The organism is Paraburkholderia fungorum (assembly GCF_046026025.1).
GTDB lineage: Bacteria > Pseudomonadota > Gammaproteobacteria > Burkholderiales > Burkholderiaceae > Paraburkholderia > Paraburkholderia fungorum_E.
The window spans coordinates 1-12,406 of sequence record NZ_JAQQFL010000027.1; the positions used below are offsets into that span (position 1 = coordinate 1).

Annotated in this window: 11 protein-coding genes; 6 read left to right on the plus strand and 5 right to left on the minus strand. The window is 53.7% G+C overall.

What is annotated here, in order from left to right:
• The coding region (locus PQR67_RS25750; RefSeq protein WP_408465426.1) for a leucine-rich repeat domain-containing protein at nucleotides 1-2,202 on the plus strand (2,202 nt) is incomplete at its 5' end.
• A 50-nt stretch (nucleotides 2,203-2,252) separates the two neighbouring features.
• On the opposite strand, the gene PQR67_RS25755 is transcribed toward PQR67_RS25750, so the two are convergent.
• Genes PQR67_RS25755 through PQR67_RS25765 form a run of 3 tightly spaced genes read right to left on the minus strand, consistent with a single transcriptional unit; the run spans nucleotide 2,253 to nucleotide 5,528 of the window.
• Nucleotides 2,253-2,735 (minus strand): nucleoside 2-deoxyribosyltransferase, encoded by a 483-nt coding sequence (locus PQR67_RS25755; protein ID WP_408465428.1) that lies wholly within the window; start codon nucleotides 2,733-2,735, stop codon nucleotides 2,253-2,255.
• Nucleotides 2,728-4,329 carry an SIR2 family protein gene (locus PQR67_RS25760; RefSeq protein WP_408465430.1) on the minus strand — a complete coding sequence of 534 codons (1,602 nt, stop codon included), beginning with the start codon at nucleotides 4,327-4,329 and terminating at the stop codon, nucleotides 2,728-2,730. Before PQR67_RS25760 ends, PQR67_RS25755 begins: the two co-directional genes overlap by 8 nt.
• Nucleotides 4,329-5,528 carry a GIY-YIG domain-containing protein gene (locus PQR67_RS25765; RefSeq protein WP_408465432.1) on the minus strand — a complete coding sequence of 400 codons (1,200 nt, stop codon included), beginning with the start codon at nucleotides 5,526-5,528 and terminating at the stop codon, nucleotides 4,329-4,331. The genes PQR67_RS25760 and PQR67_RS25765 overlap by 1 nt, the downstream gene beginning before the upstream one ends.
• A 448-nt stretch (nucleotides 5,529-5,976) precedes the next feature.
• Between PQR67_RS25765 and PQR67_RS25770 the strand changes: the two genes are divergently transcribed.
• On the plus strand, nucleotides 5,977-6,792 hold the full coding sequence (locus PQR67_RS25770) for a DNA adenine methylase (RefSeq protein WP_408465434.1): 816 nt from the start codon (nucleotides 5,977-5,979) through the stop codon (nucleotides 6,790-6,792).
• Complete coding sequence (locus PQR67_RS25775; RefSeq protein ID WP_408465436.1) at nucleotides 6,789-7,625, plus strand: 8-oxoguanine DNA glycosylase; 837 nt, start codon at nucleotides 6,789-6,791, stop codon at nucleotides 7,623-7,625. The genes PQR67_RS25770 and PQR67_RS25775 overlap by 4 nt, the downstream gene beginning before the upstream one ends.
• On the opposite strand, the gene PQR67_RS25780 is transcribed toward PQR67_RS25775, so the two are convergent.
• Together PQR67_RS25780 and PQR67_RS25785 are read right to left on the minus strand one after the other, a co-directional pair.
• Nucleotides 7,622-8,215 carry a 7-cyano-7-deazaguanine synthase gene (locus tag PQR67_RS25780; RefSeq protein ID WP_408465438.1) on the minus strand — a complete coding sequence of 198 codons (594 nt, stop codon included), beginning with the start codon at nucleotides 8,213-8,215 and terminating at the stop codon, nucleotides 7,622-7,624. The two genes, PQR67_RS25775 and PQR67_RS25780, sit on opposite strands and share 4 nt — an antisense overlap.
• Nucleotides 8,208-9,449 carry a PfkB family carbohydrate kinase gene (locus tag PQR67_RS25785; RefSeq protein WP_408465440.1) on the minus strand — a complete coding sequence of 414 codons (1,242 nt, stop codon included), beginning with the start codon at nucleotides 9,447-9,449 and terminating at the stop codon, nucleotides 8,208-8,210. Before PQR67_RS25785 ends, PQR67_RS25780 begins: the two co-directional genes overlap by 8 nt.
• 939 nt (nucleotides 9,450-10,388) lie before the next feature.
• Between PQR67_RS25785 and PQR67_RS25790 the strand changes: the two genes are divergently transcribed.
• From PQR67_RS25790 to PQR67_RS25800, 3 genes are all read left to right on the plus strand, one after another.
• Nucleotides 10,389-11,375, plus strand: coding sequence for a site-specific integrase (locus tag PQR67_RS25790; protein WP_408465442.1), 987 nt, complete (start codon nucleotides 10,389-10,391; stop codon nucleotides 11,373-11,375).
• Between the two features lie 464 nt (nucleotides 11,376-11,839).
• On the plus strand, nucleotides 11,840-12,052 hold the full coding sequence (locus tag PQR67_RS25795) for a hypothetical protein (protein WP_408465444.1): 213 nt from the start codon (nucleotides 11,840-11,842) through the stop codon (nucleotides 12,050-12,052).
• A gap of 1 nt (nucleotide 12,053) precedes the next feature.
• Complete coding sequence (locus PQR67_RS25800) at nucleotides 12,054-12,398, plus strand: hypothetical protein (protein WP_408465446.1); 345 nt, start codon at nucleotides 12,054-12,056, stop codon at nucleotides 12,396-12,398.
• Nucleotides 12,399-12,406: the final 8 nt, after the last annotated feature.

Genomic DNA, 12,406 nt, shown 5'->3' on the forward strand with positions numbered 1-12,406 from the left:
AAAAGCTCGATCATTTCGGGCTGGGTGTTGCCGAAACTCGCGCGGGAAGGAGTCGCGACGCATATCGTGAGCGCCCGGGTCGTCGGCAATCCCGTTTCCGCCATTACCCAGGCGCTGCTGAAGCCGGGTGCCATCTGGGAACGGCCGCCAACCGAAGGCAAGCAGAGCCTGCGCGAGCTGATGGAACGGGCGACGAGAAAAATTGCCCCTAGGAAACTGCTACTGGTGCTAGACCAGTTCGAGGAGTTCCTGATTCTGGCCGACGGCGAGCAACGGCACACCTTTACCGCATTGCTGCGCTCGCTCGCAGAATCGCCCGTACCAAATCTGCAGGTCCTGATGATCCTGCGCAGCGACTACCAACCTCTTCTCGATACGCTTGAGTTGCCCGAATCCGAGAAAGACAGAAGAGACGTCCCGCCGTTTTACGAGTCCGATGCGGTAGCATTCCTTCGCGCGTCGGAACTGCAGATCAGCGACGCGCTGGAAGGTGAAATTCTGGAGGAAGCGCGCGACGTCGAACAGACGCCGGGGCTGATTCGCCCGATCACCGTCAATCTCTTTGGCCTAGTGCTGCGTCGCTTCAAAACGCTTCCTAAAGACTACCGGCAAGGCACGCTGCTGCGCAGCTATCTGCGCGGGCTGATTCAGAGAAAGGAGATCCGGGACTTCGCGCCACCGATTTTGCGCTGCATGATTACCGGCAATGGAACGAAGATACCCGTCGTGTATGCGGACGTCGCCCGTGCGCTCGGACTCGATCCCTGTCAGGTCCGCGGTTGCCTGGTGCAGCTCGCGAACGAGGGCGTCGTGCGCGAACTCGATCGTGACCAGGGAAAATGGGAAATCGCCCACGATTTCATCGCCGGTCTCTACCACCATATTCTGGCGGGCTGGCGCGCATCGGTCTGGCACCGTGCCAGACCATGGATGATCGGAGGTGGCATCGGCCTTTGGCTTGTGGGCCTGCTCACCCTGCCAGCGCTCGTGAGCAGTTGGCAGGAAAATCGAGATCGACAAGCACTGGCCGATCTGGGATTTACGTCCGAGCCCTGCTACCAATACAAATATGGCAGTTCATTGCTCATACCCGGTTGTTTGGTGTGGGTTGCAACGGATAAATTGAAGACCTCCGAGCTTTCTGTCTCAATTCCACACCTTAAGAGACTCAAGAAGGTTGGTCTAAACCTTGGAAGCACCAAGATCCAGACCATCGACGCGCTGAAGGATTTGCCCGGTCTGCAAATTCTCTACCTCAACAGCACCCCAGTCGCGAACGTCGATGCGCTGAAAGACCTGACCAGCCTGAAAACGCTCATGTTCAACAACACCAAAGTCGCGAACATCGATGCGCTGAAAGACCTGACCAGCCTGCAAATGCTCATGTTCAATGACACCCCAGTCGCGAACATCGATGCGCTGAAGAAGTTGACCGGCCTGCAAGTGCTCACGCTCAATGACACTCAAGTCGCAAACATAGATGCGCTGAAAGACCTGAACGGCCTGAACACGCTCGCGTTCAGTGAGACCCCAGTGGCGAATATCGATGCGCTGAAGGGGCTGACCGGCCTGAAGACGCTCATTTTCGACAAAACCAAAGTCAAAAACCTTGATGCACTGCGGGGGCTGACCGGCCTGGAACAGCTCGTTCTCGCGGACACTCCGGTCCAGAACCTTGATGCGCTGAAGGGATTGACTCACCTGAAAGTCCTCCTTATCAACGCCACTCCCGTCCAAAGCATCGACGCGCTGAAGGGCTTGCCCCATCTGGAATCGCTCGATCTTTCCAACACGCCTGTCGAGAACATCGATGCGCTCAAAGGGACGACCGGCCTGCGAACCCTGATTCTCACCGACACCAACGTCAAAAACCTCGATGCGCTGAAGGGGTTGAACAGCCTTTCAACGCTCTCTCTCAAAGATGACGACGTCGAGAACATTGACTCGCTGAAGGGACTAACCAGCCTACGCCAACTTGTTCTTCAGAACACCCACGTCAAGAACGTCGATGCACTGATGGGATTGACCGGCCTGACCGTGCTCGATCTCCAGGGGACCGACGTCCACGACGCTGCTCCGCTCAAGGGGTTAACCAATCTGACAAAGCTCGGTCTTCCAAAAACTAATGTGCGGAACGTCGATGTGCTCAAAGCCGCCATGCCAAAAACTGCGCTGTATTTCTCAGACAGACCTAGACCTTAGCCAACGGCTAGCCGTGGAATCCCGCCTGGTGTTTGCCGCTCCACTGACGCTCAAAATGCGAGGCGATTCCCCGAAGTGGCGATCTCGCGTGGCGATCGGATGACATCCACGATTTCGTCTATTGACGACACGATGAGGTGGCAGCTACAAATAACCATTGGATTGTCGCCCGTCGCTAGCAATACTCGATCGTCGGTTTTCAATCCAATGCACAACTTTCCGAGTGCATAAGCGTACCCAAGCTCAAACGACACGCCCTCATCTACCGTGCGCCCGTCAAGCACGGCAATTAGGACGTCCGAGCTAGCAATAGCATCAATGTCCTTCTTGAAAACGTTCTGCCTCGCTTCTTCAAGCGGCATGCCGCTTGCAACGAGCTTCGTAAGAAGTCCTCCATCGCGTTGAGGCAAAAATACATCGATTAAGGGCGCCATAGAGGATTCGATGCGCGCATTAAAATCACGCTCCATATCGTTAAACAATGGAGCGGCAAGGTAGGCGCGCGGCTTACGTGCAAATTCGATTTTACGCATATATATCCATCACCTCAGTTAAGTCAATAGGCTCGTAACCTTTTAGCAAAACCCGCCTTACGACTTTCTTTGCTATTTGCCCCGGCGTCTGGCCTTCGGTGTTGTATACGAAACTAGGTTCATAGATATCCTTCAACGCGGCTATTTGCGCCTCAAAGTAATCTTTACTTCCAGCCTGTTCCGGCGAACGGCCTCGCGTGTAGTTTCGCTCGACCAGCGTCTCCGCTTTTGCCTGAAGGAAAATAATTCCACCATTTTGCAATGGTCGGTGACGAGTTATGATCCGTTTCATAGCAGCAGTTTTTCCCTTATTTTCACTTTCATTTTCAGAGAAAGCATACAAGTCCAATGGACCGCGATCCATAAAATGAAAGCCAACTCCTGCCGCGTGCATTCTTCTATTTTTCTCTTTCAGCTCACCGTAAATGAAACTATCTACTTTTTCGCTTTCCTCTTGGCTTAATTGCTTGAAGGAGCGATACATTTCTGAAGGTGGAGGCTGCGTCCACTCTTCGTAAGTTTCGAAGCAGCGCAAGTGCTCCAATAACGAAGATTTTCCTGCAGCAACTGGCCCGACGATGTAGTAGTGCCGACATGAACATCGATCCTCTCCCATTTCATCAAGCTTATCGCCAAATTCGCGCGGCTCAAGATTTAATAGCGAGAAAAATTCTCGCATTTCAGCAGACGTCAAAAAAAGCGTAAATACATTGTACAAGTCAAGATTGGCATTAAAAATATCCGAACGCTGCTCACCATTCAAAGCATCTTCATCATGCAGCCAATGAATCATATAGTGATGATTGGCAGGACTCTTGTCTCGATTGAGACGCAAATAGTTTTTGAGTGACGCATCAGCGAGCGAATGTCCGATGATTAACATCGTATTTTGGACAAATCGCATGAAAATATACTCCGCACTCACTCCCGGCGCCCTAGCAATAGCATCAGCAAACGAATCCTCCGTGAAAATCAGCGTCGGACTTCGTTTCTTGAGGGATGCTTGAGGCAACAGTCCGTTAACATGGTATATAGTGGTGTGATTCGGTCGATCCAAGAGCGCGGGACGCCATTCAACAGAGTATGATCGAGTTGACTTATCAAGTTGAGACTTAAATCCAACCGACTGCGCCAGAATATCATCGAAATTGAAATTTACGACGAACGGGACCTTTCTCACAAGATCTTTCAGTTGAGAAAGATAAGGGTGTGAATCTAGTAAATCCGTTATTTTCGGCGCGACGTCTTTATAGATTGCTTCGTGGATCGATTTCGCCCAATCATGGTTGACTGTAGCCTCTCCAGACGCGCTGAGGTCCTCATCACCAGAATTCCGATGCCGGTTGTAAATGATTTGCCCGAGATATTCTGGTGTAAGCCCGGCTGTTCTATGTGCTCTAAAATCTCCCGCCAAAGTCGCTGAGTGCGCAGCAAGCCTTTCAAGCAACCCGTACCAGTTAGGAACACCTGCATTGATTGAAATTCCCGCCCCCGTTACGAGATTAAGTCGTTGCTGCTGCAGACGCTGATAGAGATGGCACATAAAGCGAGGCAACGCAGGCTGCCGGACCAATGCTGCATTCAACTCGTTCATTACGTCTGCTTCCCTTGGATAGATATTAGATGGGATATAGAGCCAAGATCATCGGGCTTGTATCGCTTGGCAACATCGCGTAGATTCCACAACCCAGAACGAACAATGGGGGCCATAGGCGAATGTCGGCCAAGCCAGTTCGTGCTTGGCTTTTCAATAACTTCAAAATTTTCCGTGCAAAGAGCAATTAGCTGTGTCTCGAAATGTGCCCTCAAACTATCTTTCGAAGGTTCATCGTCAATAGGAATAACGAACACTTCCAAATCATTCAGATATCTGCTTACCTTCCTTTCGTGGTCAAGCTCGTTCTCGCGAACTTCAGCGGATGCATGCTGCCCTTCACCCCACGTTTTATATTGACGCTGCAATTCGTCAGAGTCGAGGAGTGCGCGGCCTACGTGGAGTCGAAAGATAGAACCGCGATGGTTTCCCGCGCCATCCACCTGACCAAAATGACTTCTCAGTCGAGTCCTCAATGTTGATTTTGACTCTAAACTCACCGCATGGGTACCAATCCGGACTATTCGCGGGCCACTTTTTGTGAAATTTTGTTCCCTCGGATCCAGGAAAACATATACGCCACGCTTAGGAATTCTTGCTTGAGAGAAGTTAGAAAATTTAAAAGTCAGCCCCATTGTTCGCGCATCATCAATGATGGCGTACAACTTTTTCAGGTCCCTGACACGAATGCTCATCTGCTCCGCTTGCTCCAGCCAAAGTGGCATGTGTTCTGGAGCAAGTGTCTTAAGTGGAGTTAGAAGGTTTAGCGGTGGATTTCTGTCCGAGTTGCAAAACAAAAGGGGGTCGACATAGTCACTTTCTGCCAGAAAAGTTACGACAGTATCCTGCGCAAGAGTCGCAAGTGAATCCAGCGCAGACCTGGCCCAGGCGCATTTTTCCGACACGCTCAGATTTTTTATCTGAAAATCGTACGGCTCAATTATTTTGTCTGGAGCGACTAATCCGTGTTTCGCCGACAGCACGAAATATCGGGCTCCAAGGTTCTCTGCTATCGCTCTCGAACGTTGAAATCTGCTCGATGTGTAAAGGTGACTAACACGCGCTGCCGATTGGAGCTTATGGCGCCCACAGCCGATCACCACAACACCAGGCTTGCCGTCGTCGCTCAACAGCGAAGCCAACGTATCGAAGATCGGAAGCTCGAAAAAATCACCTTGGACGCCTTCGCTGGTGTTCATTTTTCCCGCACGGTGGTTTCGACTGTCCTCAAATTGTAACCGACTGAGACAAGCTACCCCAGTGACAGTACGTTTACGCGACGTGGGCTGCAGGCCCCTCAGGCGAACGTCCATTATCTGCAGTTGAGCAGGCAATTGCTGACATATGTCGAACGACCACTATTGTCCGAGATTGTGTCAGAACGCAAAATTCTCCGTTTTCTGAAGTGTCACTTTACCCCCGACGCGAGCTCCACGATGGTTTATGGTCGTTCTGGCGAGTTGACTTCCGCGCTGAACCACAGCGGCACGCGTTCCAACGCACTCTGTGCCGACCACAGACCAAAGCACGGAGGCCGGACTGCTGGACACCGCGCCAACGCGGCACCACGCTAACCAACACAAATCGAAAGGGCTGTTCGCGAAATGCCGCTCCGCGTGTACATGAACGCTCAAAATATGCGACGCCATGACGCTGACAGCTATTGTCCCGCGCAGTTCGTCCATTTTTCACGGACATTGTCTGTGCCCGATCAGTTACAGATCACGACCACCGGGCGGGCGCTCCGAAGACATTGACGCCCTCGCCAAATGCGGCGATACTCTTGCCATGCGATACGACGGAGGCAAAGGCACTTGTTACGCCCAAATAATCAACCTGATGCCTCCTCATGCAAGGTATGTTGAGACACATTTAGGCGGTGGTGCGGTGATGCGGAATAAGAAGGTCGCCGCGACGCAGATTGGCATTGAACGTGATGCTGCAGTGATTGAGGCTACCGAAGAAGCCTTAACTGGACTATGTACCCTCGTCCACGGAGACGCGATCGAGTGGCTTCAATCCACGTCGCTAGACGCCGACACCCTAATTTATGTAGACCCTCCCTACCACCCAGAAACGCGACGTAGAGCGAGAGTCTATCGGCACGACTACTCCGCAGAAGATCATGAACGGCTGCTTAACATCCTGACAAAATTGCCTTGCATGGTGCTGATCTCCGGATACGACTGCGCGCTGTATCAGGAACGGCTGGCGGACTGGGGCCAATATCGTTTCCAGGTTAGAACACGGGTCGGCATGCGTGAGGAGTGCGTGTGGTTCAATTATCCCAAACCCGAGATCCTCCACGACGACCGTTACCTAGGGGACGGCTTCAGACAGCGTGAAATCATTCGGCGCCGGAAAGACCGACTTCGGCAACGCGTACTGAAATTGTCGATTGCCGAGAAGGCATCGCTTCATGAGTGGCTTGGCGACCTGATTGCGGGAGAGTGTGACAAATGACTCAGATCGTCACCTACTGGATCGGCGAGCAAGAAGTCAAACGAGAGCTTCCAGATGCAGAGCGCTTCGTGGCGCCCGGTATCGCATGGGGAGAGCACTGGCTACCGTTCACACCGGCGTATTGGTTGTCTCAAGTTTGGATGAATTGCGCAGACGATCGATCGCACTCTCTTTATCACGCACAGGGCACGCTCGCAGAAGAAGTGACTTTCTGCCTTCTTAGCGGCTACGGCATCACCGCCGAGCTTGCCACGGCGGCGTTCGAAGCCTGCCGCAACGCAGCGCTGATCAGTTCGTTGAATACCAATGCTGACGATTGGACCGAAGTGTTGAAGGTGCCCATGCAGCTGGGTGACCGTACAGCTTCCTATCGCTACCCCAATCAAAAAGGCAAGTATCTTGCAGACGCAATGCAGCACATTCAGGAGGATCGCGTCGCCACCACGGGTGGGCGAGCGTTACGAGATAGCCTAATGGGCATTCGCGGCATAGGCCCCAAGACAGCAGGCTTCATTGCGCGGAACTTTCTTGACGCCGACGACGTTGCTATCCTCGATATTCACATCGTCCGCGCAGGCCTACTCTGTGACCTCTTCCGTCCCGAGCAGAAGGTTGAAAGCCACTATTTCGAGATGGAAAAACAATACATCGACTTCTGCCGGTCGATGCATGTGCGCCCTGCCGTACTCGACTGCATCATCTGGGAGCAAATGAGGACCCTCGGACGTTTCGCGTTGGACGCTGTTAAGCGCAAGCTAGGCCAGCAGCTCGCCGACTCAGACTCAGCATCTGTGCCACGTCAGTTGAGACTAAGACTCCCAGTCATAGCCTAACGCTGCAAGCCCACGGCCTCCATCACCGTCGAGTGTTTGACGCATCCGGGACAACTCCCACAGGCCAACGCTCCAGTGTGGCACGAGTGCGCCCATCCAAGCACCGACGTCGTAACTCCTGAAATTCTGACCAGCTCCTCGCTGGTCATCTTCGCCGCGGGTGCCATCAGGCGAATTCCCCCCTCCTGGATTTGCAGAACCTCGCTCAGTGCACTAAGGAAAGCAGGCGATCCGTCCGCGTGGCGGCGATCCGTTACGACGGTGCCAATAAGAACTGCGTCACAACCCGCCTTCATCGCTAGCATGCCGGCAATCGTGATGAGGTATTGATTTCGAAAGGGCCAGAACTCCCCATTGGCGGAATACGGAGACGCCGCGTCGCCTGCCATGCAACCACTACCAAGACCGGGAATCTCGGCATGCAAAACCTGATGCCTGAGCTCGAGATCACGGCAGACCTGCGCGGATGCTTGCACTTCGGCCGCTGCGGCGCGTTGGCCGTAGTCCACCGTCAAACAGACTTCAGGCCGAAGCCACGACGCGAGGGCAATAGAGTCAATGCCGCCCGACAGCAGCAAGAGGCTAGGCATCACCCATCAACCTCCAACAAGTCGCGTAAATGCCCGTAGTAAGATCATTCGTTACATAGCAGTCTGATCCGAAGACCATCGTTAGTGCAGACTCCGGAACGGCCTCGGCTACCGCGATTACAGGTATAGATTTCCCACGAGCGTATCCGACCTCAAACAAGGTCCCGGGATCGAGACCATCCAGAAGTGCCAAGACAACACTAGATTCTTCCAATGCCTTGAGGTCATCAGTAGCAACATCACCTGCAAGCCCCTCACCGACATCGTGAATCGGTGAAAACACCTTAAAGCCCATATCGCGCAAGGCGCCTCGCGCCTCATCAATGGCCCACTGTTGCCCGGCATTGAAAAATGGGCCGGCCAGATATACCCGCCTGTCGTCCGGGATGAGGCGACGTCGACCCTGCCCAGCTTTGAGGTGCGCAGCGCGGGCTTGAACTTGAAAATCTCCTTCGACTGCCGAGTCAATGCGATCATCACTGGACTCGACATAGTGGGCCGTTATCCGCGACGCAAGCCAAGCTGCATCTATTGCTGGCATACCGTTGACCAACCAGCCATGAGCGAAGGTAGCAGAGAATACGTCACCTGAGCCGATCTTGTAGACATTAGTCGTCGGAAAAGAATAGACCCAAGCGCTGTCCTTCGACGTCCTTACAAGCGCGCCCTGCGGGCCGCACTTGACTATCGCGACGCTAACGCCTCGTTGGCCAAGTAAGGCAGCGGCAACGGCCTCAGGATCTTGACAGCCAGTCAACGCTCGACCTTCTGACAGAGAGACGACAAGCGCCAACTCGTCAGCAGTCGACCCATTTGAGCTGTAATGCTTAGCGTCCTTTCCGTCCTGGGGATCGTAGACAACTCGTCGCGCATGGACAACGGGACGCCCCTCGATCATGCCAAACACCAATGCAGATTCGGCCTCGACCGGCGGCTGGGAAACTGCAGCAATACCTCCAGCCGGATAGATGTCTGGTCGCCCCAGCGGAAACCGATATCTAAACCAAATATCGAGCGACGACGATGTTGCAGCCAATTCATAGCCGAAGAGCTTAGCGACCGCGGAAAACTCGTTAGCTAGGCCCTTCCCAAGCACGGTGTGAAGGCAGACCTTTGTGCCAAGGCTGGACAGAACAGCAGCCGCACGCCCGCCACTTCCGCGGAACATCTGTCGGCGAGGAAAGGAGCAATCTTCGCCATAGCTGCCGCCAACGATAGCGATGGCCGAACTCACTTGAGCCTCACACCGACAGTGCAATTGCCGCCATTTAGAGCCTCAACTTCGGCCTCGAACAAATAGCCATTCTGAAGGCAGCGAATCAGCGAAGGCACACGGGGACCGGTCAAAACACCTGCGACCGCTCCCATATGCAGGACGGAAACAACCTGCTGCGGGGGTGGAGAGAGTGCTACGTCGAGAACATGTCCAACCGTCACGGCAGTTAGAACCGCCGCCTGCGGTGAGTTCAATGCCGCCCGAAATGCTAGGGTGTCACACGGATCCCTCGGCACGGAAGGAGACCAACCACCAGAACCTGAGCCGCCCATACTGCCCCCGAACGTTTATCTGATTAATTTGTCACCTCGAATATGCCACAACTCTGCGCAGAACTCATAGATGCGTCATCCACAACGTATCTATGACGCATTCAATCTCACCTCGTCGCAAAGATGCGTCATCCATAACGCATCTTTGACGCATTCAATCCGTGGCCACCTCATTGGCGCTGATGTATTCCACCAACAACGCAACAACGACGCATCTGTGACGCATTCGCCCACATCGGCTGGCCCGCCAACACCAGATAACGGCGAACAACGCATTTTTGCATTCGAATTTATGACGTCCCCTTTGCTCGCTTGCCATCACAACCCTGGCTCCCCTCGCGTGAGTTTCCAAATAGGTCGCATCCCGCTGAGTCACGGATTCAACCCGTCGTGGTATCTGATACCTTTTTGAACGCGAGTGGCTGTTACAGCTCATTGCAAATGAAGCTGTAACGCGGCTATGTGAAAACATAGCCGCTACGTGATACCTAACCGAGTAACGAATCCGACAATGCATTGGACGCCGTCTCGATTGAATACCAACAAGATCACGGAAGCTGATAGTCTTGTGGACATAAGATCTTGCAACCCCAATAGGCAGAGCACTTGTGGTTTGCATCCCTAAATGGAATTGAGCACGACCATGATGAACCCAAGGCAAGCAGCCAGAGATCAGACTCGTACAAAAGAAACCATCGATGGGTACCTCGCCCGCGCGCATGGTCTCCTCTGTCGAATTGCCGATGAAATGCAGTTATCCGAAGACGCTTACCCGGCTCCTTCCGATGTAGTGGCCTACATGAGACGGCACGCGAGCGAATGGAAGTGGGCGACCTTTCGGCAGTATCAAGCGTGTCTGGTGTGCCGTTACGAGATGGAATTCGAACGCACTGGCTACCCGCTGTTTCAGAAAACGGCCGACGAAATCCGACTCCTCCCATATGTCGACTGCAAGCCAGAACGGGAAATCGGACGCACGTCGTCACGCAAACGAAAAGGCATCCCCAAGCGTGACTACGACGTGTTGGTCGCTAACCTCGCGAACCCATCACGTGACGGCGACTATTCGCGGAGAACAGCCCTCTGGTTGATGAGTGCCATTGTGACGGGGCTGCGACCTTGCGAATGGCAACACGCAAATCTGTCCGAGGACCAAGCAGCACTAGTCGTCAGAAACGCAAAGGCCACGAACGGACGTGCGACCGGTGAGCATCGTGTCATCCCTGTACATTCGGGCGACCTACCGATTGTTCGAGCGCACCTGGAATCGCTGCGCGAACTTCAAGCGCGGGGAATTCAATTCTCGGCAATTCAGAAGGGGTGCAGCCAAGCTCTACGTCGGCTGTGTAAGGCACTATGGCCGGGCGATACCAAACGTACCTATGCCCTCTATTCTGCTCGGCATCAGTTTTCGGCGAATGCTAAGGCAATCGCTTCGCCCGACGAAGTGGCAGCACTGCTGGGGCATCGATCCATCCGGACAGCGCGCCGACACTACGCTCAGCGCCGCAGCGCGTGGACTGAATTCAAGCAAAGACAGGCAAATGTCCGCAAGCCGAATGAAACAGTCAATCGCGCGTCCTCACCATCATCGAGGTCGCGGCACGGCTAATCGATTCAATCAGCCGAGACAGACGATCGCTTCATCGATATCGCTGAACTGAAGTTACCCATACCGAACATCGCGTGGCCGCCTTACCAGCCTAGAGACACGCCAACGTTCCTTCAGCACCACCCCAGCACACATCCACAGCTACCAGAAGAACGCACGAGCTCGTTCCTTTCTGCGATTTACGTAAGCAACGCCTTTCGAACCAGCAAAGAAATCGGCTCGCTCACCGACTTACGGCGCAGCCTGGCACTGCTTTTTTGCCTGTTAGGCAATTTTCCCAGTCTACGAGAAAAAATATTTCCGCGAGTTTGAACTATAGGACAAACCGGTACTTGCCGAATTGTCTGTGTCGGTGATAATTGAATATCTTTAATTAGATGACCTTAAAAGAATGTCGGTACGACGATCGGCTGGAACCGGCCGCCGCACCTAATCACACATAGACCTGTACGAGAGGCCAACGCATGACTACCCGCATTCTACAAGCAAGTCACCCCCTTTCTTCACTGCCGTTCGACACCGATTTATCGATTGTCTTCGAGACCGAAGACGTGTGGCACATGTCGCTCCAACGCTTGGAAACCCTCATTGAGCGCACTGCACCCGGCGAGACGCGGGCGTATCTGTACGGCCTATATGACATGCGCCGTTCCGTGGTGTACGCCGTGGGCAGTTGACATGGTGATTCGAAAAATCATTTGCGCCTACGTGCTCGCTGTTGTCTCGGCGTCAACGCTCGCCGATCAACAAAGCACGTCCGACATGCTTGCAGCCGCACAAGCGGCGGCCGATGCGCGTCACGCCGAAGCGCTCGCACATTTACAGCAGGTTCAGATCAACAACGATGCGGCACTGGACCGCGCAGTGACCGCGTGCGAGTGCGCGAATGGTGTGTCGGTGATGCGCCAAATGACCATGAGGCAGTGGCTTGCAGAAGGAAAAGTCATTGCTATGAAAGTGCGGCTGTTGGAACTGTTCGTGTCCGCTCCGACCGCGATGCGTCTCGAATCTACCTGCCACTGAGGACGCCA